The 23,549-nt window shown below is 57.8% G+C and carries 23 protein-coding genes; 14 read left to right on the top strand and 9 right to left on the bottom strand.

Going from position 1 to position 23,549, the window contains the following annotated elements:
* Window positions 1–71: 71 nt before the first annotated feature.
* The 7 genes from GOV38_RS13815 to GOV38_RS13845 are packed head-to-tail and all read left to right on the top strand — an operon-like array spanning window position 72 to window position 7,566.
* Entirely contained in the window at window positions 72–902 is an 831-nt protein-coding gene (locus tag GOV38_RS13815) for a xanthine dehydrogenase family protein subunit M (protein ID WP_171208333.1), read from the top strand.
* Entirely contained in the window at window positions 899–3,637 is a 2,739-nt protein-coding gene (locus GOV38_RS13820) for a molybdopterin cofactor-binding domain-containing protein (RefSeq protein WP_171208334.1), read from the top strand. The genes GOV38_RS13815 and GOV38_RS13820 overlap by 4 nt, the downstream gene beginning before the upstream one ends.
* The gene (locus GOV38_RS13825; protein WP_171208335.1) at window positions 3,634–5,118 is read left to right on the top strand and encodes a 6-hydroxynicotinate reductase; all 1,485 of its coding nucleotides are present in this window, start codon (window positions 3,634–3,636) and stop codon (window positions 5,116–5,118) included. Before GOV38_RS13820 ends, GOV38_RS13825 begins: the two co-directional genes overlap by 4 nt.
* Window positions 5,115–5,978 (top strand): UPF0280 family protein, encoded by an 864-nt coding sequence (locus GOV38_RS13830; protein WP_171208336.1) that lies wholly within the window; start codon window positions 5,115–5,117, stop codon window positions 5,976–5,978. Before GOV38_RS13825 ends, GOV38_RS13830 begins: the two co-directional genes overlap by 4 nt.
* Complete coding sequence (locus tag GOV38_RS13835) at window positions 5,965–6,546, top strand: amino acid synthesis family protein (protein WP_171208337.1); 582 nt, start codon at window positions 5,965–5,967, stop codon at window positions 6,544–6,546. The genes GOV38_RS13830 and GOV38_RS13835 overlap by 14 nt, the downstream gene beginning before the upstream one ends.
* Window positions 6,543–7,127, top strand: coding sequence for an amino acid synthesis family protein (locus tag GOV38_RS13840; protein WP_171208338.1), 585 nt, complete (start codon window positions 6,543–6,545; stop codon window positions 7,125–7,127). The genes GOV38_RS13835 and GOV38_RS13840 overlap by 4 nt, the downstream gene beginning before the upstream one ends.
* Before the next feature lie 13 nt (window positions 7,128–7,140).
* Window positions 7,141–7,566, top strand: a complete 426-nt coding sequence (locus GOV38_RS13845; RefSeq protein ID WP_254430479.1) for a MarR family winged helix-turn-helix transcriptional regulator — start codon at window positions 7,141–7,143, stop codon at window positions 7,564–7,566.
* An 8-nt stretch (window positions 7,567–7,574) separates the two neighbouring features.
* On the opposite strand, the gene GOV38_RS13850 is transcribed toward GOV38_RS13845, so the two are convergent.
* Window positions 7,575–8,711 (bottom strand): amidohydrolase family protein, encoded by a 1,137-nt coding sequence (locus tag GOV38_RS13850; protein ID WP_371808505.1) that lies wholly within the window; start codon window positions 8,709–8,711, stop codon window positions 7,575–7,577.
* 179 nt (window positions 8,712–8,890) lie between these two features.
* Between GOV38_RS13850 and GOV38_RS13855 the strand changes: the two genes are divergently transcribed.
* The gene (locus GOV38_RS13855; protein WP_171208340.1) at window positions 8,891–9,691 is read left to right on the top strand and encodes a ferredoxin--NADP reductase; all 801 of its coding nucleotides are present in this window, start codon (window positions 8,891–8,893) and stop codon (window positions 9,689–9,691) included.
* 80 nt (window positions 9,692–9,771) lie between these two features.
* Here GOV38_RS13855 and GOV38_RS13860 read toward each other — a convergent pair whose 3' ends face one another.
* Entirely contained in the window at window positions 9,772–10,536 is a 765-nt protein-coding gene (locus GOV38_RS13860; RefSeq protein ID WP_171208341.1) for a hypothetical protein, read from the bottom strand.
* A 27-nt stretch (window positions 10,537–10,563) separates the two neighbouring features.
* Between GOV38_RS13860 and GOV38_RS13865 the strand changes: the two genes are divergently transcribed.
* The 6 genes from GOV38_RS13865 (at window position 10,564) to GOV38_RS13890 (ending at window position 16,649) form a co-directional block, all read left to right on the top strand.
* Entirely contained in the window at window positions 10,564–11,964 is a 1,401-nt protein-coding gene (locus tag GOV38_RS13865) for a hypothetical protein (protein WP_171208342.1), read from the top strand.
* A gap of 85 nt (window positions 11,965–12,049) precedes the next feature.
* Window positions 12,050–13,342: an ABC transporter substrate-binding protein gene (locus GOV38_RS13870; RefSeq protein WP_171208343.1), complete on the top strand. Its 1,293-nt coding sequence runs from the start codon at window positions 12,050–12,052 to the stop codon at window positions 13,340–13,342.
* 32 nt (window positions 13,343–13,374) lie between these two features.
* On the top strand, window positions 13,375–14,301 hold the full coding sequence (locus GOV38_RS13875; protein ID WP_171132946.1) for a branched-chain amino acid ABC transporter permease: 927 nt from the start codon (window positions 13,375–13,377) through the stop codon (window positions 14,299–14,301).
* On the top strand, window positions 14,301–15,242 hold the full coding sequence (locus GOV38_RS13880; RefSeq protein ID WP_171208344.1) for a branched-chain amino acid ABC transporter permease: 942 nt from the start codon (window positions 14,301–14,303) through the stop codon (window positions 15,240–15,242). Before GOV38_RS13875 ends, GOV38_RS13880 begins: the two co-directional genes overlap by 1 nt.
* Window positions 15,239–15,961, top strand: coding sequence for an ABC transporter ATP-binding protein (locus GOV38_RS13885; RefSeq protein ID WP_171133007.1), 723 nt, complete (start codon window positions 15,239–15,241; stop codon window positions 15,959–15,961). Before GOV38_RS13880 ends, GOV38_RS13885 begins: the two co-directional genes overlap by 4 nt.
* Window positions 15,954–16,649: an ABC transporter ATP-binding protein gene (locus tag GOV38_RS13890; protein ID WP_171208345.1), complete on the top strand. Its 696-nt coding sequence runs from the start codon at window positions 15,954–15,956 to the stop codon at window positions 16,647–16,649. The genes GOV38_RS13885 and GOV38_RS13890 overlap by 8 nt, the downstream gene beginning before the upstream one ends.
* A gap of 303 nt (window positions 16,650–16,952) precedes the next feature.
* Here the strand turns inward: GOV38_RS13890 and GOV38_RS13895 are convergent, their stop codons facing one another.
* From GOV38_RS13895 to GOV38_RS13925, 7 genes are read right to left on the bottom strand one after another with little or no spacing between them, the layout of a single operon-like run.
* Entirely contained in the window at window positions 16,953–17,657 is a 705-nt protein-coding gene (locus GOV38_RS13895) for an ABC transporter ATP-binding protein (RefSeq protein ID WP_171208346.1), read from the bottom strand.
* 11 nt (window positions 17,658–17,668) lie between these two features.
* Window positions 17,669–18,373, bottom strand: coding sequence for an ABC transporter ATP-binding protein (locus GOV38_RS13900; protein WP_171208347.1), 705 nt, complete (start codon window positions 18,371–18,373; stop codon window positions 17,669–17,671).
* Window positions 18,370–19,323 carry a branched-chain amino acid ABC transporter permease gene (locus GOV38_RS13905; protein WP_171208348.1) on the bottom strand — a complete coding sequence of 318 codons (954 nt, stop codon included), beginning with the start codon at window positions 19,321–19,323 and terminating at the stop codon, window positions 18,370–18,372. The genes GOV38_RS13900 and GOV38_RS13905 overlap by 4 nt, the downstream gene beginning before the upstream one ends.
* 1 nt (window position 19,324) lies before the next feature.
* Complete coding sequence (locus tag GOV38_RS13910; RefSeq protein WP_171208349.1) at window positions 19,325–20,194, bottom strand: branched-chain amino acid ABC transporter permease; 870 nt, start codon at window positions 20,192–20,194, stop codon at window positions 19,325–19,327.
* Between the two features lie 58 nt (window positions 20,195–20,252).
* Window positions 20,253–21,515: an ABC transporter substrate-binding protein gene (locus GOV38_RS13915; protein WP_171208350.1), complete on the bottom strand. Its 1,263-nt coding sequence runs from the start codon at window positions 21,513–21,515 to the stop codon at window positions 20,253–20,255.
* A 44-nt stretch (window positions 21,516–21,559) separates the two neighbouring features.
* On the bottom strand, window positions 21,560–22,249 hold the full coding sequence (locus tag GOV38_RS13920) for a pyridoxamine 5'-phosphate oxidase family protein (RefSeq protein ID WP_171208351.1): 690 nt from the start codon (window positions 22,247–22,249) through the stop codon (window positions 21,560–21,562).
* A 59-nt stretch (window positions 22,250–22,308) separates the two neighbouring features.
* Complete coding sequence (locus GOV38_RS13925; protein ID WP_171208162.1) at window positions 22,309–23,319, bottom strand: carbon-nitrogen hydrolase family protein; 1,011 nt, start codon at window positions 23,317–23,319, stop codon at window positions 22,309–22,311.
* Window positions 23,320–23,549 lie beyond the last annotated feature (230 nt).

Consider the following 23,549-nt stretch of genomic DNA (forward strand, 5'->3'; position numbering starts at 1 on the left):
CAGATATTGTTGTTGACTCGGTCAGATGCGAGCCCTTATCGTTTGCATACTAACGACGATAGCAGGAGCGCATGGCCTACTCGCAACCCAGCTTGTTATCTGATGCTCTTTCTGTTCTTCAGGAGGCCGAAACACGTGTTGTGGCCGGTGGTACCGATTTCTATCCCGCCATGCAGCCCGGGCAACAGCCGACATCACTGCTTGATATCACGCGGATAGATGGCCTCTCGGACATCACGCAGGACCACGAGGGCGTCCGATTTGGCGCGGCTGTCACCTGGTCCGATGTGATTAAGGCGGATTTGCCACCAGGCTTTGATGCGCTCAAACAAGCGGCGCGCGAAGTGGGTAGCCTTCAAATTCAGAACGCGGGCACAGTTGCGGGAAACATCTGCAATGCCTCTCCAGCCGCGGATGGTGTGCCGCCATTGTTGGCGTTGGATGCAAAGGTCGAGCTCTGTAGTGCGGAGCGCGGTGTTCGGGTAATACCGCTGAGCGCATTCATCACAGGAGTGCGGCAGACCACTTTGGCAAAAGACGAGTTGGTGACCGCTATCTTGGTGCCCCAATGCCCACCCGGCATGAGGTCCGGATTTGAGAAGCTGGGAAGCCGCCGATATCTGGTGATCTCGATCGTCATGACGGCGGCCAATGTGGTACTGGACAAACAGGGTAAGGTCACCGAAGCACGTATCGCTGTGGGGGCCTGTTCAGCCGTGGCGCAGAGGCTTGCTGATCTTGAGGCCGATCTTATTGGCCAGGATCCGAGGGCACTTTGGATCACGCAGGCGCACTTGGCCCCGCTGGCGCCCATTGATGACGTGCGCGGAAGCGGTGACTATCGCCTGGCGGCAGCTGCCGAACAGATTCAACGTTCTTTCCTGAGGGCGATTGAAACATGAATAAACCAGTGACAGACAAACCGACGCAGTTCCGCCTGAACGGGCAGGATCAGGCCCCAATTCTTGCGTCCGGGCAGCGCTTGTCCGAGTTGCTGCGCGAAGGGCTCGGACAGCGCGATGTCAAGATCGGCTGCGACGCGGGCGATTGCGGCGCGTGCACGGTTCTGATCGATGGCGCACCTGTCTGTGCCTGTCTGACACCGGCACATCAGGTTGCCGGTCGTGAAGTTGAAACTGTACAGGGCCTTCAGGCCAATGATCCTCTGGCCACCCGTCTCAGCGAGAGCTTTCTAGACCATGGTGCCGCACAATGCGGTATCTGCACACCGGGCATGATGGTATCGGCGATTGCTTTGTTGCGCGACGTGCCCGAACCCAGTGAGGAACAGGTGCAAGACGCGCTTGGTGGTGTTTTGTGCCGCTGCACCGGCTACCGCAGGATCATTGATGCGGTGATGGGCGTACGGGCTGTCGCGGTAAGAACTGACGGCGCCGTTGGCGATGCGATCCGGCATCTGGATGGGCGAGACAAGGTCAACGCACAAGTCGCCTATGGCGACGATGTGGCACCAATGGGTTGCCTTGAGATCCTGGTCATCCGGTCCCCCTTTGCGCGGGCCAAGTTTGAAATCGGCGACCTGCAGGGATTTGCCCAAGAGGCAGGGCTTGATGCGGTTTTGACGGCGGCTGATGTCTCGGGTCAGAATACATACGGCGTGATCCCTGGGTTCGAGGATCAGCCCGTCTTTGCGGAAACTGAAACGCGGTTTCGGGGTGAAGCTGTCGCGGCACTGGTCGGCCCCCGCGACAGGTTGCGCGCAATTGATCCCACGAGCTTGCCTATCACTTGGAAAGAAGAACCCGCTGCTACCGATGTTGACGCAGCCCAAAGTGCGGATGCGGCGCAATTGCACAAGGGACGCGAACGCAACGTGATGTGCGGCGGCTTTGTCAGCCGCGGTGATGCCAAATCCGCTTTAGCGCGCGCCGATGTCACGGTCGAGGGCCGGTTCCAAAGCGGTTTTGTTGAACATGGTTATATCGAGCCTGAGGCTGGGTTTGCCCAACTGGTCGATGGTCGCCTTGAGGTTCACGCCTGCACGCAGGCCCCGGTGATGGACCTTGAAGGGCTGGAACATATTCTGGGTATCGGCCGGTCCAAAATCCGCGTCGTCCCAACAGCTGTTGGGGGCGGGTTTGGGTCGAAGCTCGATCTGAGCGTCCAACCCTATCTTGCGCTCGCCGCACTGAAAACGGGCAAACCGGTGCGGCTTTGCTATACCCGAACGGAATCGATGCAAAGCTCGACCAAACGGCACCCCTCGGACATTACGGTGACGATTGGAGCCAACCGGGATGGAAAGCTTTGCGGCTTCGACTTTCGCGGGACATTCGATACCGGCGCTTATGCCAGTTGGGGACCGACGGTTGCAAACCGAGTGCCGGTTCACGCTTCGGGGCCCTATCACGTGGCCGATTACAGCGCTCACGCCAAAGGCGTACATACTAACAACCCCCCTGCCGGAGCATTCCGGGGCTTTGGTGTGCCGCAATCGGCGATTGCGCAAGAAAGCCTGTTTGATGAACTGGCCGACACGCTGGGTATGGATGCGCTGGACTTTCGTGTCCTGAACGCACTGGACAACGGAGTCCCAACCGTTTGTGGCCAGGTATTTGACCAGGGGGTCGGCATCAAAGCCTGTTTTGAGGCCCTGCGTCCCGCCTGGGCCAGCGAACGCGCGGCGGCGGCGCAATTCAACGCCGAGTACCAACAGGTGAAACGCGGCGTTGGCGTTGCGGGCGGCTGGTACGGCTGTGGAAACACCTCGCTCCCGAACCCCTCGACCATCAAGAGCGGCATCCGCGCCGACGGCACAGTCGTGCTGCATCAGGGCGCGATGGATATCGGTCAGGGCGCGAATACGGTGATCACGCAGGTCTTTGCCACCGCACTTGGCATTTATGCAGCCCAGATCGAACGCGTCGGAGCGGATACGGATATGACGCCCGATGCAGGCAAAACCTCGGCCTCGCGCCAGACCTTTGTGTCAGGCAACGCCGCGCGGCTGTCTGGTGAAGCGCTGAGAGCGGCCATTCTTGAGCGGCTGAACGTGGCCGAAGATGCCACGCTCGAGTTCCGCGCAGGCGCGGTTCACGCCATCGATGCCGCCGGTACTCATGTTCTGGACCTTGGATCCTTGGCCGCTGACGATGAGGGCTATGTGCTGTGCGCCTCCGAAAGCTATGATCCGCCGACCAAACCTCTGGATGAAAACGGTCAGGGCCATCCCTATGCTCAATTCGGCTATGCGGCGCATCTTGCGGTAGTCGAGGTCGATCTGACCCTGGGCACTGTGAAACCTATCAGATTTGTCGCGGCGCATGATGTGGGTCAGGCCATCAACCCCATGCTGGTGGAAGGTCAGGTGCATGGGGGCATTGCACAAGGTCTGGGTATGGCTTTGATGGAAGAGTATATCCCGGGCCGGACCGAGAATTTGCATGACTATCTGATACCGACCATCGGGGATATTCCCCCGATTGAGACGATCATCATCGAAGAACAGGACGCACACGGACCTTATGGGGCCAAGGGCCTGGGTGAACATGTACTGATCCCCACTGCACCCGCGCTTTTGAACGCGATCAAACATGCAACGGGTGTGCGGCTGTACAAGGGACCAGCCACGCCAAGCACCGTCCATGCGGCTATCAACCAAAGGGGCTCATCATGAAAGATGCGGGCAAAGCCGAAAAGATCCGCTGCGATGCCTGCCCGGTGATGTGCTATATCGCCGATGGCAACTCCGGTGCCTGTGATCGTTATGCCAACCATAAGGGCACGTTGGTCCGGCTGGATCCCCTTACCATAATCCAAAGCGGTCAGGATCTGGTGCCGTTCATGGGTGAAGGCGCGCAAGCAGACTGGGATGGCGACATCATCAAGGGTGGGCGGCAATTCGTAACAGCCGTGGGCGCCGGGACCACCTATCCCGATTACAAACCTGCCCCTTTCATCGCCAGTCAGGAGGTCGACGGAGTTGATATGGTCACCGTCGTAACTGAAGGGATCTTCAGCTATTGCGGCGTCAAGGTAAAGATCGACACCGACCGCCATATCGGCCATGAGCGTGATGTCGTGCGCGTGGATGGAGAGCCCATCGGCCATGTGATGACCTCGGAATATGGCTCGAAGATGCTTTCACTTGGTGGGGTCGAGCATCTGACCGGTGGCTCGAAAAAAGAAGGCCGGGTGACCTGCGACGCGCTGTTGCGTCTGTGCAACCGCGAAGCCGTAACAATGACCATTGGCGAGGCAGATCACGCCACCGAAGTGGTTGTCGAGGCGGGCAAGCCCCCGATCATCAACGGGGTGACCGAAAACCTGATGCGTGTGGGCTGTGGATCAGCCACCATCGGCATGTTCCCCAAACAGTGGATCGGCCATGTGGACGATGTGGTGGTTGTGGATGACCACATCACCGGTGTGCTCAGCGAACATGAAACCGGCAAGCAGTTGGACGTGCCGCCGACAGGCATCAAGATCAAGGGGCGTCGCTCGACGCCCGGGCGCTATTTCCAGGTGGCCGAACCGGGCACCGGTTGGGGCGGCACTGATATCGAAGATCCGCTGGCGATCCTTGGACCTTTTAATCCCAAAGTGGCCTGGGAAGGGCTGCGGCTGTTCATGGTGTCCACAACCGGCGAACAATTCGCTTATTACGAGTTGAACGCGGACCTTGTGCCAGAGCCCCGCGATGTGCCCAAGCCACTGGCGCTGTCGGCCCATCTGATCGCCGAGAACTGCGAACCTTCGGTATGCTCGGTCCTGTTCATGGGGGGCGCCGGTGGCAGCTTGCGCGCAGGTGTGACCGAGAACCCTGTGCGATTGACCAAATCGGTCAAGGACGCGCTGACACATGTCTCTTGCGGTGGCGCAAATGCCTATGTCTGGCCCGGTGGCGGCATCACGGTAATGGTAGATGTTTTGGACATGCCCACCAACTCATTCGGCTATGTGCCGACACCCGCACTGGTGGCACCGATCGAGTTCACTCTGCGCGTCAGCGACTATGCCGCCTTGGGTGGCCACGTGAACAGCATGCGGCGCGTCAGCGATATCAACGCGACCGAAACACGCCGCGTGCCCCAAAACCCCAAAGCGGGCGATCCGATGGATCTGGGCAATTACCGGTGGAAAGCCCAACTCGAATGAGCGCAACAGCCCGCATCCTGCCTGATGGCGAACGGCTTCATCTGCAACACGGGCCAAGCGATCTGGTCGTATGGGCTGAAGGGGCCCGAGATCAGGCCTATCACGCTGCCACCAAGCGCTTTGGCACCATCATCGCCGAGCTTGTGGACGAACTCCCCGACCTGCGCACCCGCCTTAGTACCCGCAGCGCTCGGCCCCAAGGCGCGGTTGCGAAGAGGATGCATGATGTCTGCCTGCCCTATGTGGGTCAGACGCAACTGACACGCATGGCCGCCGTTGCTGGTGCGATAGCTGATGAGGTGCTGGGCGCCATGACCTCTGGCGCGACCCTTACCCGCGCCTACGTCAACAATGGTGGTGATATCGCTTTATATCTGGCGTCGGGCACATCGTTCAGGACAGCGATCAGCGCCTATGATGGTAAGGAATTGGGGCACATCTACATTTCGGCCGAAGATGGTATTGGCGGCATCGCTACTTCGGGTCGTCACGGGCGCAGCCTGTCGCTGGGGATCGCCGACAGCGTCACCGTTCTGGCCCGGTCCGCCGCAAAGGCTGATGTCGCGGCGACGCTTGTGGCAAATGCGGTCGATTTGCCGGATCATCCTGCGGTCACCCGACGCCCGGCCCACGAGGTTGACGAGGCCAGCGATTTGGGCGATCTGCCTGTCACTGTCAGTTGTGACACGCTCTCTGACGACGAGTGCGACCGCGCGCTGGCCAACGGGATCGAAACAGCCAGAACCTTTCAAGCCCAGGGGTGCATCGCTGCGGCTGCAGCGTTCCTGCAAGGCCGCTGCGCCACCCTCGGCGCTCAGATATTAACCTTCCAACAAGAGCCTGAACATGTCCAAGCTTGACCTGCGCAAGACCGCCTATACGGTCGAAGAAATCTTTCATGAAGGCGGCCCCGCGCCCAAGACCCCCCTTCGCCGAGCTGCCGCAATTGCGGTGATAACCAACCCCTTTGCTGGCCGCTATGAGCCGGATATCCAGTGGTTCACGGAAGATCTCAAACCGCTGGGCCTGCAGATGGCCGGGCGGCTGGTGAACCTTTTGGGCGATGCCGATCAGATCGAAGGCTACGGCAAAGGCGCGATGATCGGCGAAGCAGGCGAGTTGGAACATGGCGCGCTTTGGCACGCGCCGGGCGGCTATGCGATGCGCGAGCTGTTGAACGATTCCAACGCAATCGTGCCGTCATCGAAGAAAGTTGCCGGTGTTGGTGGGCGTCTGGACGTTCCGATAACCCATATCAACGCCTCTTATGTGCGCAGCCATTTCGACAGTATGGAAGTAGGCTTGAATGATGCGCCCAAAGCGCATGAGATGGCTCTGGTTCTGGTCATGAGTACCGGCGCGCGGATACATAACCGCGCAGGCGGCCTTGCCGCCGCAGACATCAAGGGAGAGGATGGGCTGAGATGACCGCCAAGATACGCAAAATTGCCGTTACCATCGAAGAAATCCACGCCGAAATCGGGCGCAAAATAGAACCCGCCACGCGCAAGGCGGTGGCCGTTGCGGTGATCGAAAACCCGTTTGCGGGCGCCTATCAGGAAGATCTGACACCGCTGATGGATATTGGCGCAGAGCTGGGCGCGCTTTTGGGTCGCAAATGTGTACAGGCTTTGGGCATCACTCCCGATCAGGCCGAAAGCTTTGGCAAATCCGCAATGGTTGGCGAAAATGGTGAATTGGAACACGCCGCAGCCATCCTGCACCCAAAGCTTGGCGCTCCGCTGCGCAAAGAGGTCGAGAAAGGTGCCGCTCTGGTGCCCTCATCAAAGAAGATGGGATCACCCGGTCAGGTGCTGGACGTCCCTCTCGGTCATAAGGACGCCGCCTATGTGCGCAGCCATTTTGACGGGATCGAAGTGCGCCTGAACGATGCGCCGCGCGCCAATGAGATTATGGTGGCCGTCGCCGTCACTGATAGCGGCCGACCCCTGCCACGTGTCGGGGGCTTGACCCATGCGGATGCAGAGGGCAAAGACGGGCTTCGGTAAATGGGAGTCCGTCTTGTCCGAAAGCGAAACAAAATATCGGCTGAGTGAACAGGTCGGATACCTTCTGAGGCTGGCCAGCCAGCGCCACGCTGTAATCTTTCAAAGTCGGGTCTCGGAAGGGCTGACGCCTACGCAATTTGCCACCCTGATCCGCGTCGCCGAAACCGGCGAGGTCAGTCAAAACCAGCTTGGACGTTTGGCCGCAATGGATATCGCCACAATCAAGGGGGTGGTGGATCGGCTCAAGTCAAAAGGTTTGTTGCAATCAGCGTCAGATCCTCATGACAAGCGCAGGTCGATCATCTCGCTGACGTCGAACGGCGCGGCCTTGATGGATCAGCTATACGCCGACGGGCTGTCGATATCGGACGAAACGCTTGCTCCGCTTGATACAGCTGAACGAGAAACCCTGCTGCAACTGCTCAAAAAGATCAGCTAAGACGCCCTTTACAAGATGCGTTCAGGCAGCCTTTGGGCCGGTGGTGTGTTACGTGACCGTTCCGAGCGGATTACCCCGTCGATGATTGTCATACCCACACCGGGCAGGTTTCCCTGCGCCACGCTTTCCAGCATGGTCTTACCCGGAGCGTGTTGAGCCTGATCCAACAGGACAAAATCAGCCGCATAGCCCTTTTCGATCAATCCGACATCCAAATCACGTTGACGGGACGTGTTGCCATTGCCAAAGCAAAATGCGATCTCGGCGGGCACATTACCAAAGGCCGAAAGCATCGCGATCATGCGCAGAATGCCCAATGGCTGCACCCCCGAACCCGCAGGCCCGTCGGTGCCCAGAATGACCTGATCCAGCTTGCCCAGCTCGCGCGCGGTGTTCACTGTCAGCACGGCGGCCCGCTCATTGCCGTTGTGGACAATCTCGAAGGCTTGTTTGGTGCAGGTTTCACACAGGCAGATGATCTGATCATCGGGCAAGGCCGAGTGACCGCCGTTGATATGGCCGATCACGTCAGTGCCTGTCTCGATCACCATGTCTGCATCGATCAATCCTGAACCGGGGATTGATGGCCCTCCGGTATGGATCGTCGATTGAATGCCGTATTTGCGGGCCCAGTCCACCATCTGGTTGGCCGTCTTGCCATCCTTGACCGAACCAAGCCCGACCTCACCCAGATATTTGACCCCGGCTTTGGCAAGCTCGGCAAAATCCTCTTCGACCATCCCATGTTCGATCACCGGCGCACCCGCATGAACCTTGACCCCGGAGGGGCGAAAATTCTCGTACCAGCGCTGCGCCGCAATCGACATCGCCTTGAGGCCGACAATGTCCTTGGGACGCCCGGGCATATGCACTTCACCCGCTGAAATCATCGTGGTCACGCCACCATTCAGGGTGGAATCGATCCAGTGCAGTTGCTGCTGACGGGGGGTGTAGTCACCCACAACCGGGTGCACGTGGCTGTCGATCAGACCCGGCGCCAGCGTCACCCCATGTGCGTCGACGATACAGGTGGCATCCTCGGTATCCAGATCTTTCTCGTTCCCCCATTCCAGGATCTTGCCATCAATCGCGATCAGGCAGTCTCCGTCAAAGATCGGCTCTTCCATTTTGCCAGACAAAATCATGCCGATGTTTTTTATGACCAGCTTTTCCACGAGCACCTCCATCCGTTCGTTAGTATACGAATATATCTTAGGGCAAAGCGTCAAGCCTGTTTGTTCGGCTCAAAGCCTTGAAAACAAGAATTGACACACGCGCGGGCAATCGCCTATTCATTAGTATACTAACGATTAGAGTAAGTGTTATGGATGGCAAAATCGAGACCGCATTCCCGATCCCCACAGGCGTATTCGCCGAAACGGTCACCGAGGTACAACACTATACTGACCGTTTGTTCCGCTTCCGCATGACGCGGCCCGCGTCGTTTCGGTTCCGATCCGGTGAGTTCGTGATGATTGGCCTGCCCAACGCGGAAAAGCCGGTATTCCGGGCCTATTCCATCGCGTCACCCAGCTGGGACGAAGAGCTTGAGTTCTATTCGATCAAGGTTCCGGACGGCCCGTTGACCGAGCACTTGCAGAAGATCAAGGAAGGCGACACTGTCCTGATGCGGAAAAAGCCGACAGGCACATTGGTCAATGACGCTCTGCTGCCGGGCAAACGGCTTTGGATGTTCGCGACCGGCACGGGTTTTGCCCCCTTTGCCAGTCTGATCCGCGATCCCGAAACCTATGAGAAATTCGAAGAGGTCATCGTCACACATACCTGTCGCGAGGTGGCCGAGCTGACCTATAGCCAGACCCTGGTCGCCTCGGTCAAGGACGACCCGTTATGTGGTGAGTTTGCCAGCGGCTTGCGCCTTTATGCGACAACAACGCGCGAGCATTATCCCTTTATGGGCCGGATCACTGACCTGTTGGCCTCGGGCAAAGTCTTTGACGATCTGGGCGTGCCACAGATCTCACCCCAAGCTGATCGGGGTATGATCTGCGGTTCCATGTCCATGCTCAAAGACACCAAGACGGCCCTTGAAGGTTTCGGGCTGGTCGAGGGGTCGAACAACAAGCCCGATACTTTTGTGGTCGAACGCGCTTTCGTGGATTGACGTGGAACGCCTGCTCAAGCACCGCCGTTGGCAAAAGATTTTGTGTACGAACAGATCCCCGAATATCCGACCGGCACAGTTTACAGCTTAAACGCATAGGACAACACGACAGGCTCGCCGTTCGAGACGTAAGGGCGATGGTCGTTCGTATTGAGAACAACGCTCAGCACATAATCGCCCGGTGCCAGCGTTCCAATGGCGAAACGTTCCTCATAAAGGCGCCCTAGTTTGAGCCCGTTCAGATAGATATGCGCATGGCCCTGACCATCGATATGGGGTGCGCTATCATCAACACGGGTGAATTCGAAATTCTCAACGCGGATCTCAACATCAAACCCTTCAGGTCTGACCTCAGGATCTTGCACCAACGCGATGGTTGGCCCCGGCGACAGGGCGACTCCACTGGTTGCACTGTGATCCATTGCCGTTGCTGCGGTGACTTCGGGATGCAGGATACGAGCCGAGACTTCGCTTCCGTCGTCGAATTCCAGGGCCACGGAATGAAACCCGCCCGCCGGAAACGATCCCGGCGGCACGCGCAGTACGACATGAGCGCCATCCATCGCCAGCTGCGCCGTATCGCCCCCGGGCACCACAAGACGACCATCATAGCCGGGGTTCATGAAGGATACGTCTGCGCCGGACGGAGAAGTAACGCCCTGTAAGGCCACCGCAGCACCGTCATTTTGCAGGTTCAAAGTGACCATGAACAGCTCGCCCGAGGCTCCCATAGGCACGGCGCGCCCGTCAGAAACCTTAACTTCACTTTGCGGCTTACTCGTATAAACGTAGGTGAGACCAAGCAGAGCCGAGACACTCGCAATGACGAACCAGCGTTTCTTCATCAGACTTGCCCCCTCGCAGAAATTTATGTGTATACTAATAAAATGACGCTGCTTGTGAAGTCCTGCCTTGCTGCGCCTTTGGCCGTCATTTTGGCGTCGGGGCCCGCATTGGCCCACGCCGCTGATCAGGGCTTTGTACTTCTTCTGCCGACCACCGCATATATTGTCGGGGGCACCCTGACCGTCGCGGCCACAATCCTGTTGCTTATCCTGCTGCGACCCGGACAGCTTGACCACTTGATGCGCCCAGTGAAATTTGGTCCGCCGCCGGGCGCAAGGGACTGGAACCAGTGGGGGCAGCTTTTTGCCGCTGCTTGTTTGGCGCTTCTGATACTGATCGGCTTGCGCGGCCCCACCGATCCGCAGGCAAACCTGATGCCCTTGGTCTTATGGACAGTCTGGTGGATGCTGCTGTTTGTTGTGCAGGCCCTGGTTTTCGACATCTGGTCGTGGATCAACCCGTGGCCTGCCTTGCACCGGTTTTTAGTGCCTGAATCCAAAGCGCTGATCACCTTGCCGGCCGGTCTATCGATCTGGCCTGCAGTTGTGGTTATGGCAGCATTTCAGGGCTTTGTACTCGCCGACGCCGCACCAAATGATCCTGAGCGTTTGGCGCTTTTCGTAATCGGCTACTGGGTGTTTACATTGGCGGGCATGACAGTTTTCGGGCGCGAGACCTGGCTGCGGCAGGTCGAGTGCTTTACGGTACTGTTCACTCTGATCGGCCTTCTTCGTCCCGTGAAGGGAAGCTCAATTGGTTTTCCGGGGTGGCAAGTCTTTAGCAAACATCGGCTAGATCTCAGCCACGCGGGGTTTATCCTGATTGTCCTGGCGTCGGGCAGTTTCGACGGCCTCTACGAAACCTTTTGGTGGCTTGCGCGGATTGGGGTCAATCCACTTGAATATCCGGGCCGAACTGCGCTGGTCTGGCCTACAACGCTTGGCCTTTACGGCAGCATTCTATTTCTGACTGCGATTTTCGCACTCGCCATTTTCTTAGGAACAGCCTTGGTCAAAGGCAGCGTCGGATTCAAAACAGCCTTCGTACGCTTTTCGGTCACCCTGTTACCGATTGCGATTGGCTATCATTTCGCACATTACTTTGTGACCTTCCTGGTTCAGATCCAAGTTGTGCTAGCCACACTGGCAGATCCGTTCGCTCTTGGCTGGAACCTGTTCGGTCTGGGACATCGTCGCGTGATGGTCGGGTTTCTGACGGTCCCCGGCACGGTAAAAGCAATATGGCTTTGCCAGGCAGGCGCGGTTGTCTTGTCACATGTGCTGGCTGTGATCCTAAGTCACCGAACCGCCGAGACTTTTTGCAGTTCACGTCGAGACATCCTGGCCCTGCAATCGGGTATCTCAATTCTAATGGTTTTCTACACAATCTTCGGACTCTGGCTGCTCGCAAGCCCAAGAGGCGCATAAAAATGTAGACAACTCGTTAGTGTGCATACAAACTACTTCAAAAGAGGCGAGACATCGCCCAGCAAACAACAGAGGAGAAAACGCCATGAAGAACCCCCCAAAGATCAGTCGCAGAAAGACACTTTTGGGTCTCGGTGCTGGCGCCGGAGCCTTGGCGACAACCGGCGTCCTGCCCGGCTCGCTTGGGTTTGCGCAGGCGCAAAGCTCGGCTCCGATCAAAATCGGTTTTCAGAAACATGCCACCGGTATCGGGGCCGCTTATGGCCGTTGGTACGATACAACAACAACCGCGGCTGTCGCGCGCATCAACGAGATGGGTGGTATCAACGGTCGCCCCGTCGAGATCATCACCGAGGATGACGCAACCGATCCGGGGCGCGGTGCTGAAGTGTTGGAAAAATTCGCCAACCAGCATGAGGTCGATGTGGCCTTCGGAACCCTGTTCAGCCATGTGGTGATCGGTTCTGCTCCTCGCGCAGGCGAATTGAAACTGCCTTATTTTGTGGTCTCTGAAGGCCATCATGTGGCCAGCGGAATGCTCAATCGCTATACGCTGCAGCCGGGTATCACCGATGTGAAAAGCCAGGTGATCTCGATGGCGCCTTTCGTGGCCGACAACCTCGGCAAAAAGGTCACTATGATCTATCCTGATTTTGCCTTCGGCCACGATCACCGCGATTTCTTCTCGCAAGCGATCGAAGCGCAAGGCGGTGAAGTTGTGGCCAAGATCGCCATCCCTCCAACCGAGACAACCTTTACCCGCTATTTCCCCAACATCCCGCGCGAAACCGAAGTCATCTATCACGTGATGGTCGGCCCCGCAGTTTTGACATTCGTCAAGGAAATGGGCGAGTTCTTTGGACCCAGCCGACCCGAAATCTTTGGCTTTATCGACAGCCTCGAAGCCGTCGATATACAAAGCCCCGGTCTTGAGTTCCTGGAAGGCACCTATTTCTGGGAGGGCATGCCCCGCCACAAACAAGCAAATGAATCAGAGGCGGCCTCGGCCTATCGTGCAGCGGTTGGGGTGAATGACCGCGGTGCCGCGATTGACGACCCGGCAAATGTCGCAACCTACGCGCATATGTTTGGCTGCTGGGAGACTCTGAACGTGATCAAGGCCGGTATGGAAGCTGCCGACTATCAGGGCCCTGCAGATCGCACCAAACTGATCGAGGCGGTCGAAGCCATGACCGACATGCCCGAGTCACTTGACCATCCTCAAGGGGATAAGCTGTTCAACGGCAAGACGCATCAGGCGTTTGGCAAACAGTTCATCTCGAAGGTCAGCGACGGAAATCTTGAGGTCGTGCACACAGCCTCGATCGAAGATGGGCTTTATGCGGACGAAGTGGATTATACGACACAATCCTTCTGAAACGACCCACTCTCAACTAAGCGAGACCAGCGATGGACTTCGGGCCTCACCTGATGCTTGCCTCCCTCGAGGGGGCAGTCATCTCGGCTATTCTTGTGCTTACGGCTATGGGCCTCAGCATCGTGTTCGGCGTCATGCGCGTGGTGAATGTCGCGCATGGCGAGTTCTTCATGCTAGGTGCCGTGTTTGCCTGGGCTGTGACGACAATGATCAGCGGGCATGCCGCCTTGGGCTTTGTGGCCGCGCTGATTATCGTGCCGGTTTTGGTCGGAGCTATCGCGGCGGGTGTGGACCAACTGATCCTCAAACGGATCGACTATGACGTAGATCGCACAATCGTCGCCACAATCGGCGTGCTCTATATCGTGCAGCAATCCACATTGATGCTCTACGGGCCCGAAGCACGACCCGTAGAGCCGCCCTTTAACCTGCGACTCGCCCTGCCCTGGTTTGAATTTGGCGAAAACGGGTTCCAGATGATCTGGCCCTGGGGGCTGAGCGTCACAACCTACAAGCTGTTTGTGATCGGCGCGGCCATTGTGGTACTCGGCGCGCTGTGGCTGGTTTTGACTCGCACCAAGATTGGCCTGGTGATGCGCGCAACCCAGCAAGACCGGGATATGGCGCAAGCCTTCGGGGTCCCTGTCGGGCAGGTCTATTCGCTGGTTTTTGGCCTGGGCGCGGGGCTTGCCGCGCTGGGGGCGGTGCTGGTTGTACCCATTCAGCAAGCTCATTACCTGATGGGAGGTGATCCGCTGTTGCTGGCCTTTATCGTCGTGATCATCGGCGGGCTTGGCAGCCTGCCCGGAACCGTCATCGCGGCCCTTCTTATCGGAATGAGCGACGGTATCATCTCGGTGTTTTTCTCGCCGACATTAGCCAAAATCATCGCGACCTTTCTCGTGGCCATGGTGCTGGTCTTCCGGCCTCAGGGCCTGATGGGACGGGTGGCCGCCTGATGGATTGGACGAAATCAAATGCGCTTCATATCGGCACTCTGGTGGTGCTGTTTGCGCTCTTTTTCATTCTGCCCGCCTATCATGTCGGAGCGTTCTCGCGGATCATGGTGCTCGCGATCTATGCCATCGGCTTCAATCTGCTCTTTGGCTATACCGGCCTTCTCAGCCTGGGCCACGCGATGTTTTTTGCCGCTGGTATGTACGGCTTCGGCCTGAGCATGAACATGGGCGGCTTGTCCGTCTTGCCCGCCTTCTTCATCGGCGTCGGAGCGGCGGGGCTTCTGGCGCTGGGGGCGGGTTATCTGGCTCTGCGCACAATCGGCGTGGCCTTCATGATCGTCACACTGATGTTCGCCCAGACCTTCTATTTGGTGATCCTTTATTATGGCGAATACACCAGAGGCGATGAGGGCTTCATCATCCAGCAGGCCCAAAGGCAAATCGCCGGGATTGACCTGACCACGGAAACAGCGCGCTATTTCACTGCCTTCATTCTGTTTGCTTTCTGCTTTCTTGCGATGGCGCGACTGGTGCAAAGACCCTTTGGCAAACGCCTGATCGCGATCCGCGAGAACGAGGAACGCGCCCGCATGTTGGGCTATGACGTTGCGCGGTTGAAACTGGCAGCGCTGGTTGTCTCGGGCCTGTTCTCGGGCGTGGCCGGGGCTGCTTATGCCTTGTTGTTCGGCTATGTCGGCGCCAGTTTTGCCTCGGTTCAGTATTCGATCTTTCCGTTGCTTTGGGTCCTGCTGGGCGGCGCTGGCACCACTGTCGGCCCTTTGATTGGCGTCATCTTCATGTTCTACCTGATCGACATTTCCAGCGGGGTCACAAACGCCTATATGCTTGTAGCCGGATTGGCCCTTGTGCTTCTGACCCTGTTCGCACCACAAGGGCTGGCGGGCACTCTGCGCAAGAGGGCTTTGCCATGGCTGCCATGAACATTCTTGAAACCAAGGGCCTGACCAAGATCTACGGCGGGTTGCAGGCCAACACAGACATTGATTTCACCTTGCAGCGCAACGCAATCACCGCGCTGATCGGGCCAAACGGCGCTGGCAAATCAACCTTTGTCGGCATGGTCAGCGGGCGTACAACGCCGACCCGAGGCAAGGTGTTCTTCGAAGGTCAAGACATCAGTACCTTGCCTGCACATAAGCGCATGCAGTTGGGAATGGCCTATACATTCCAGATCACCTCGATCTTCCCCGGCCTGACGGTCGAGGATAATGTGGCTCTTGCTGCTGGCCGCAAACTGGCCCATGACAAAGCCGCCCATGCAGCCAAAACCGCTGCCGTGCTGGAGAAAATCGGTCTTGCCGAGCGCGCCGATCAGACCGCAGCAGATCTAAGCTATGGCCACCAGCGCGTGCTGGAGATCGCGATGGGCCTGGCGCAAGATCCCAAACTGTTCATTCTGGATGAACCGACCCAGGGCCTTGCCGAAGGTGAGGTGGACGCGTTCGTGACACTCATGCGATCAATGGCCGAGGAAACGACGATCTTGCTGATAGAACATAATATGCGCGTCGTTACTGACACGGCCGACCATGTCACTGTGTTGGATCAGGGCCGCCTGTTGGCCTCGGGCAGTTTCGAGGAAATCCACGCCGACCCCGCAGTTCAGGCGGCCTATCTGGGGACCACTGCGGATGTTTGAGGTCAAGAATATCCACACCGGCTATGGCCAGGTACAGGTTCTGTTTGGGGTTTCCCTGACGGTGAATGCCGCCGAGATCCATTGTTTGATGGGGCGAAACGGAGCCGGCAAATCGACCTTGCTTAAGGCAGTCATGGGGCAGTTGCCGCTCAAACAAGGTGAGATCCAATTGGACGGGGAGCATCTTGACGGGCTTCCAGCGCATCTCGTGCCCAAGCGCGGGATCGGATATGTCCCGCAGGGGCGGCGACTGTTCAAGGAACTGACTGTATCCGAGAACATCGAGATGGGGCTCATGACGCGAGGGGAAGGCGCTCAGACCCGCGATTGGGTGCTTGATCTCTTTCCGCGCCTTTCAGAGCGCCTGGATCAGGTGGCGGGAACGCTGTCTGGCGGTGAACAACAAATGCTGGCCACAGCGCGCGCGCTGTGCCTGCGCCCCAAGGTGCTTCTTTTGGATGAACCCACCGAAGGGCTTCAGCCATCCATGATCGAGCAAATCCGGCAGGTCGTGGTCAAGATGAAAGCGGAAGGCTATGCCATCATACTGGTCGAACAGCGCATCGACGCGGTTCTGTCCATCGCCGACCGCATCACCTTTATCGAAAACGGCAAAGACCGCGAGACAGTCTTACCTTCCGATGTCGCCGGGAATGGCGCGATCCTGACGAAATATCTTGGGGTTTGAGACCATTTTTACAGGCAGAAAAGTCGCCCACGTCTCAAGATGGCTCTCTAGAAAACCAGGGTTCTCGAGCGGGTTTGGACATATCAGATCCGATAACATCAGCAGTTTGGCGAAACTTGAATTATCTGGAGCCCAATTGGGAACGATCCCAACGATTCAATCCGATGATGGCGATGCTATCAAACCGTAAACTGTGATGTCTTTGGATTTGGATGCCAAAGAGCTTGCTTCATAGAGTTCCTTGTTCGGAGTAGATCTCGACTCTCTAAACATCTTTGGCACAATAGGCGTCTGCAGATCCTATCAATTGCCTAAATAGGCACGTTCCAGAATGGATGGATCTTCCTTGAGCTGGCATGGCTTTCCGTCGAAGCGTATTTTCCCTTGTGAAAGTACATAGCACCTGTCTGCTACATTCAGCGCCAGTTGGGTGAATTGCTCGATAAGAAGAATGCCGATGCCACGGGTGCGCAGCTCGCGCACGACACCGATCAGGCGTTCGATGATCACCGGGGCCAGCCCAAGCGACATCTCGTCGATCAGCAAAAAGCGCGGGCGGGCCACCAGCGCTTGTGCGATGGCTACCATCTGTTGCTGTCCTCCTGAAAGAGATCCCGCAGCTTGATCTTTCAACGCCACCAATTCGGGGAAAACCTGCAATGCGCCCTCCACTTCCGTGGCGCACTCCTGCGCCGAAAGGTTAGACCCGGCAGCCCGCAGGTTATCTATCACGCTGAGATTTTCCAGCACCTGATGCCCTTCGGGAACGGCCGAAATTCCCGCGCGTCTTACGGCCTGGCTGTCCAGCCCCGACACCTCGGCGTCTTCCACGGTGACGACGCCCGAGTTCAGGGGCATCACCCCTGCGATGCCTAGCACCAGTTCGGATTTACCCGCACCGTTGGGGCCCAAGAGCGCCACGATTTCGCCCTTGGCAACCTCGAGGGAGACGCCATTGACGACAGTTCGGGTCTGAGATTGGATCGAGATATTGTTCACTTTTAACATCTACTTTTTCCCTATCGGCCCAGATAGGCGGTTTTGACCGCCTCGTCCTGTAGCACTTCATTCGTCGGACCAAAGGCAATGAGCCGTCCAAAATCCAGCACTGCTGTTGACTGGCAGACATCTCGCACCAGATCGACGTCGTGATCGACCATAATGATTTGGGCGCCAAATCGTGTTTTGGTTTCGCGAATGATCCGTCGAAGATCCTGCATTTCGCTTTCCGACAAACCGCCCCCCGGCTCATCAAGCAGGATGATCTTGGGTGCACCGATCAGGCATTTGGCAATTTCGCACATGCGCTTTTCATAAGGATTCAGATCGGCCCCCATTTTGGTGCGCTGATCGCTGAGCCGGACAAACTCAAACACCTCATCAATGGCAGCGGAACGATCGTGCCGACCTATCTTCTTGGTATCGCAAACCGCGTGCAGATGGGCCTCGACTGTAAGGTCATCGACGATCTGCACCTTCTGGAACGATCGTGCCAGGCCCCAGCGGGCGCGCTTGTGCGGGGGCAGATCCAGAAGGCTTAGCCCGTCGATCACGATTTCGCCCCCCGCGATAGGGGCAAAGCCGGAAAACGCATTTGTCATGGTGGTCTTGCCCGCACCGTTGGGACCGATCAGACCGGTCACATCGTCCCTCAAGGTCAGCGTGACACTGTCCAGCGCCACCACACCACCATATTTCACGGAAAGATCGTTGATGGTAATCATGTGGGTTTCCTTTGCAAAGCGCCCAGCAATTGCCCGGCAATCCCGCGTGGGGCTGTCATGATGGCGTGCAGCAGAGCCGCCCCGAAGATGATCAGAGCCAGGTCAGCGCTGACCCCAAAGTCATTCAGCAACGCAGGCAAAAGCTTGTAGAGAATGCCGGTAATGATCGCACCGACCCACGAGAACGCACCGCCGACCACGGTCAGGGCAAAAAGCAAGATCCCCTCGGCGGCCAGAAAGCTGCGCGCATCCAACTGCCCCAGCGCATGGGCCAGAAGACCTCCGGCGATGCCGGCCAACAGGCCGGACAGGGCAAATGCCCAGATCTTGTAGGAGGTCACGTTGATGCCCGCGGCCATGGCGTTTGCCTCAGACTGCCGGATCATAGCCCAGGCACGGCCGGGTGCGGTGATCCGATGCAGCGCAACAAGGCCAAAGCCGAAACTCAGCACACAGATGGTATACCGCAGATAGGCCGCGTCTGATTTGGCAAAACTCGGGCGTCGAATTTCTGCGCCCGATTGCTGCGCGACCCCCCAGAATCCCGGCCCGCCATTGGGGAATTGGAACGCGTTGAACAGGATCTGGAATGCGCCTGCTGCCATCAGGGTGACCAAGGCCAGATAGAGCCCACGAATGCGCAGCGCAGGCAGCGCCAGCACCGCTCCGATCAAGGCAGTGATCATGCCCGCGATGGCGATTATCGCGGTAACGGGCAAGGGCGTTGCGTAGTTCAGGCGCAGCGCGATCCATCCGCCAACACCCACAAGCGCAACCTGACCCAGATTGATCAGACCAAGCTGCGCAAATAGTACCGAGATCCCCGCTGTCGCGAGCGCAAAGATCAGGGAAGAAGTGACAACTTTGATCCAGAGCGCGGGCAGGACCAGCGGCAGAAGCAGCACAGCGACAAGGAATACGATCAGCGGGACGGCAAGTAGTCTGAGCATCTTAGGCCTCTTTCGCAAAAGTCAGTTTCTGGCCGCGCTGCATCCAAAGGATGACAAGCGCGGCGATGAGGAAAGGGGCCATGGTGCGCAACCCGGCGGCAGGTTTGTACAGCGTCAGCATCGATTCAACGACGCCGATGAATAGCCCACCGGCCAAAGTCAGCGGCAGCGAAGTCAACCGCCCGCAAACGGCTGCAGCCACAGCCGGGATGACCATGAAGGTGATCACCGTTGGTTCCAGCCGGACAAGACTGCCAAAGATCAGTCCGGTGAACCCGGCCAGCGCGCCGGAAATGCCCCAGGCCAGCGTCTCGGTCTTGACGATCGGGATCCCCAGCAAAGCCGCGTGATTGCGATTGTCGGCCAAGGCGCGCATATTCAGCCCAGTACGTGAGCGGCGCAGATAGGTGACCATGCCGATGACCACCAGAATGGACACCACAAAAGCGATGATCCGTGTCAGAGTGACCCGCACCCCAAGGATCGTGATAGCGATCTTGTCACTGGGCAGCGAGATCTTGCGCAGCGCGTCCTCCCAAAAGACGCCCATCACCCCAAACAGGATCAACATATATCCCAGTGTGGCGATGGCTTTGACCGCTGGTTCGCGCCAATGCAGCGATGGTGCCAGAAACGTGCCATAGGCCACGGACAGACCGATGCCCGTCAGCACCGCTGACAACCAGGCGAAAATTCCGGGCAGACCCCATTCAGACACTTGCCAGGCAAACATCGCAGCAAAGGCAGCGATTGCGCCATAGGCAAAGTTCAACACGCCGGTCGAATTGCGCAGGATCACCAATCCGATGCCACCGAGCGCATAGAGTGACCCGACAGCAAGTCCCGAGACAAGAAACAAACCATAGACCATGGGAAACATCCTTGGAAACGGATCGGTGCGGCCCCCGCACCGATCGCTTCATTACCGGTTATCGCAACCCAAGAGCACGCTCTTGCTCGAAGAAGGGCTCGAGATAGGCTGTGTCCAACTCATAGCAATCACGCATCAATTCGAACCCAGCGCCGGTGAACTTAACCATTCGTCCCGCATGATTTGGCTGATGCTTGTCGCCATTGCCCACATAATATGGCCCGCACAGCAAATCCGACCTTGCTCCGCTGATGTTGCGAATTGCTTCGGTCACCGAAGCACGGTCGATACTTGCCGGGTCCATCTCAAGCAGGGCGTGGACAAAAAACTTGGCCGAGATATAACCCGATTGGCTGAACGTATCGCGACGGTCTCCGTCCTGGCCATAGGCGTCCATCACCGCAGCCCAGTTGGTATTGTCGTCGCCTGCGCTGTCGAATTGGTTCAGCTCGATGTTGATATAGAGGTTGTCGGCCCAGTAATCACCCAGAACGGCCTCGACACCCGGTTCGTAAAGCGGTGTCGGCGACACCCATGTGAACAGATCGCGCCCGCCCTGTTCTTCGGCAACCTTCAGCAACCCGATGGCCGGGCCTGCTGGCAACATCAGCAGGATCGTATCAACCCCTTCGGCAATGGCCTGCAAATAGACCGAGTTCAGATCGACCGCCGTCGGATCCATCAGGATCGAAACCCCGCGTCCACCCTTGCTTTCCATATAGGTGTTCATCCAGTCGCAGGCCCAGCCACCATTGTTGGGGATGTTGAACCCGATACAGGCCGCACTTGTGGTGCCCAGCTCTTCGATCGCGTATTTCAGCGCGCCGATGCCCGAAGGAACCGGACCCTGATTGGTCGAGACAATGTTGGCGCTTTCATAGCATTCCGAGATTGCGCAGCCCGATGCCATGGCCATGATGCCTTCGTCTTCGTAAAGCTTGGTGTTCACAGCCATCGAAACGACCGAGCCATTGCCCACCAGCGCTACAACGCCTTCGTCCTTGACCAGCTTGGTGGCGACTTGACCCGCCAACTCGGGGTTCCATTGGTCATTTTCGACCATGTATTCAATAGGGCGCCCGTTGATGCCGCCATTGGCATTGACGCAGGCGAAATAGGCCGCAGCGGCGTCGGTTCCGCCAGAAAAGTCGCCCGGAGGGGCATTGCCGTTGATGCCGCCCACCTTGATGGGTTCACCTGTTGCGGCTTCGCCCGAGCCCATTCCACAAATCGGTGTGGTTTCGTTTGCCTGAGCTTCTGTGCCAAAGGCGTTCAGGCATAGCACAGCCATTCCTGTGACCAGGGGGGTTACACGTTTCATTTTTCTCTCCTGTTGGTATTTGGGTCGTCTTTAGCCGAACCTTCTTAAGAGGTGCCGTCCATGATCTTGCCCATGTATTCTTCTTCGGTGATTGTGCCGCCGTTTTCGGCGGCTTTGCCTTGGTCGTCTTCGTGCAGAAAGTCCTGGATCGGTTCGATCCGTTTCCAGGCCGGGAAAGGTTGGTTGCCTTCGGCGTCGGGCACGTAGATTGAGTGCGGCTCGGTTCGTTTGTGTTTGTGGATGTAACGCGCACAGTTCTGGAAGACGCGTGTGACCTCGACCACGGCAACCATGTTGCAGCCCGGGAAATGGGCCATCAGTTCGGGGTCTTTCGAAAGCTTCGCCTCACCCTGAACGCGGATGCGCCAAGGTGTCTCGAAGTCCATGAACAGCATGCCGATCTTGGATGCGGCGTCGATATTGCCCATCGAAAGCCACATGCCGTTGCCGTCATAATTCGGAAACACAAGCCGGTTATCGCCCAGTGATTTCACAAAGCCCACGGGCCCGCCCTTGTAGGACACCGTCGGCTCGCCCTGTGCTGTGACCGTGCACAGAAAGAAATAGTCGCGACTTTCGATATAGTCGATGTGATACTCTTCCAACTGATCGCGGACGATGGCCTGAATGACGGCATGAGACAGTTTGGTGTGGCCATGCGCGTCCTGCAGCTTGCGCTGCTGGTCGGTGTAGAACTCTTCATGCGTTGGAATTGCGGGTGTTGGGTCTGTCATTTCGGATCCCCTTTTGATGCTTTGGGATGGCCCCGCCCCGGGGGCCATCGCCGAGACGGCTATTCCGCGGCTTCGGGTTGGGTGTCGATCAGGTCGACCTCTTCCCAGCCGGGCGCATCGTCGAAGTGCAGGACGGCGCGCTGTTTCTTGCGGTTGATCAGCAGCCGCGTGCTGTCGCGTTTCGCATAGTGACCCGCAGGATCGGCCGCCGCCTTGGCATAGCCGATCATGTGCAGATCGATATCGGCATACATGATGCCCTCCTGGTCATGCGGGATCCGTTCGGCCAGCTCCGACCCGTCCGGGCCAAAGATCGCGGTATAGCCACCGCCCAGCGGGAACAGCGCCTCTTTCTCGGGATTGCCCTCGCACAGCAGGTCCTGCATCTCTTTGGTTACCAGCGAACAGGGGGCCAGAACGAAACAGCCACCTTCGACCGCATAGATCATGGACGCCGCGTTGTTCACCTGATGCCCCAGCGCATAGGCGGTGCCCTCATACAGCGCCAGGTTCGGCCAGGCGGCCACATGGATCTGTTCGTTTTGGGCATACATGGCGTATTTGCTCAGCGGTTGCAGATGCTCCCAGCAGGCCAGCTGCCCGACGCGCCCGATCGAGGTGTCGACCACGCTCAGGTCCGAGCCGTCGCCTTCGCCATAGACCGTGCGTTCGACATGGGTAGGTTTCAGCTTGCGGCGGCGGTTGATCACCTCACCGGTTTCGTCGAAATGCCATTGCGCGATATAGAGCGAGCCGCCATCACGTTCAGAGCAGCCCATTGACAGCTGGATGTTGTTGTCGCGGCAGGCTTTGGACAGGCGCTTTTCCTGATCGCTGCCGGCAACAATCGAATTGTCAAAGTAACGGCCCACGAACTGCATCTGCCAGGCAACAGGGCCCAGCCAGATGTGATTGGGATAGCCCGGCAACCAGGTTTCACTGAATGCAATCAGCTTGGCGCCGTTCTTCGCGGCCTCTTCGATCAGACCGATGGCTTTGTCGATGCCTGCGTCCAGATCAAGAAAGCAGGGGGCCGCCTGAACCGCAGCGACTTTGAATTGAGTAGACATGGTGCACCTCCGTTGGATGCACAGAGGCTGTCGGATCACAGGCGGTCGTGCTTTTGCGTCTGGGCGGAAAAACTTGCTTTTTCGGGCAAGATCGACATGCTTTGTCGATCCATTCAAGGGGACCACATGGATATTCAGACGCGTTACGACACAAACAACGTGCCGCTAAACCAGCGCCTCGCGTACTGGCAAGACTCCGTTTGCAACAGCTATGTGCAGCTCGGGTGTGA

This window comes from Ruegeria sp. HKCCA5839 (assembly GCF_013035585.1).
GTDB lineage: Bacteria > Pseudomonadota > Alphaproteobacteria > Rhodobacterales > Rhodobacteraceae > Ruegeria.

Bases quoted from the DNA above. Each gene is read 5' to 3' on its own strand.
- GOV38_RS13875 (WP_171132946.1), top strand. From the start codon at position 13,375: ATGGACTTCGGGCCTCACCTGATGCTTGCCTCCCTCGAGGGGGCAGTC.
- GOV38_RS13820 (WP_171208334.1), top strand. From the start codon at position 899: ATGAATAAACCAGTGACAGACAAACCGACGCAGTTCCGCCTGAACGGG.
- GOV38_RS13840 (WP_171208338.1), top strand. From the start codon at position 6,543: ATGACCGCCAAGATACGCAAAATTGCCGTTACCATCGAAGAAATCCAC.
- GOV38_RS13860 (WP_171208341.1), bottom strand. From the start codon at position 10,536: ATGAAGAAACGCTGGTTCGTCATTGCGAGTGTCTCGGCTCTGCTTGGT.
- GOV38_RS13830 (WP_171208336.1), top strand. From the start codon at position 5,115: ATGAGCGCAACAGCCCGCATCCTGCCTGATGGCGAACGGCTTCATCTG.
- GOV38_RS13815 (WP_171208333.1), top strand. From the start codon at position 72: ATGGCCTACTCGCAACCCAGCTTGTTATCTGATGCTCTTTCTGTTCTT.
- GOV38_RS13850 (WP_371808505.1), bottom strand. From the start codon at position 8,711: ATGATTTTGTCTGGCAAAATGGAAGAGCCGATCTTTGACGGAGACTGC.
- GOV38_RS13925 (WP_171208162.1), bottom strand. From the start codon at position 23,319: ATGTCTACTCAATTCAAAGTCGCTGCGGTTCAGGCGGCCCCCTGCTTT.
- GOV38_RS13920 (WP_171208351.1), bottom strand. From the start codon at position 22,249: ATGACAGACCCAACACCCGCAATTCCAACGCATGAAGAGTTCTACACC.
- GOV38_RS13825 (WP_171208335.1), top strand. From the start codon at position 3,634: ATGAAAGATGCGGGCAAAGCCGAAAAGATCCGCTGCGATGCCTGCCCG.
- GOV38_RS13835 (WP_171208337.1), top strand. From the start codon at position 5,965: ATGTCCAAGCTTGACCTGCGCAAGACCGCCTATACGGTCGAAGAAATC.
- GOV38_RS13915 (WP_171208350.1), bottom strand. From the start codon at position 21,515: ATGAAACGTGTAACCCCCCTGGTCACAGGAATGGCTGTGCTATGCCTG.
- GOV38_RS13855 (WP_171208340.1), top strand. From the start codon at position 8,891: ATGGATGGCAAAATCGAGACCGCATTCCCGATCCCCACAGGCGTATTC.
- GOV38_RS13885 (WP_171133007.1), top strand. From the start codon at position 15,239: ATGAACATTCTTGAAACCAAGGGCCTGACCAAGATCTACGGCGGGTTG.
- GOV38_RS13900 (WP_171208347.1), bottom strand. From the start codon at position 18,373: ATGATTACCATCAACGATCTTTCCGTGAAATATGGTGGTGTGGTGGCG.
- GOV38_RS13870 (WP_171208343.1), top strand. From the start codon at position 12,050: ATGAAGAACCCCCCAAAGATCAGTCGCAGAAAGACACTTTTGGGTCTC.
- GOV38_RS13890 (WP_171208345.1), top strand. From the start codon at position 15,954: ATGTTTGAGGTCAAGAATATCCACACCGGCTATGGCCAGGTACAGGTT.
- GOV38_RS13905 (WP_171208348.1), bottom strand. From the start codon at position 19,323: ATGCTCAGACTACTTGCCGTCCCGCTGATCGTATTCCTTGTCGCTGTG.
- GOV38_RS13895 (WP_171208346.1), bottom strand. From the start codon at position 17,657: ATGTTAAAAGTGAACAATATCTCGATCCAATCTCAGACCCGAACTGTC.
- GOV38_RS13910 (WP_171208349.1), bottom strand. From the start codon at position 20,194: ATGGTCTATGGTTTGTTTCTTGTCTCGGGACTTGCTGTCGGGTCACTC.
- GOV38_RS13880 (WP_171208344.1), top strand. From the start codon at position 14,301: ATGGATTGGACGAAATCAAATGCGCTTCATATCGGCACTCTGGTGGTG.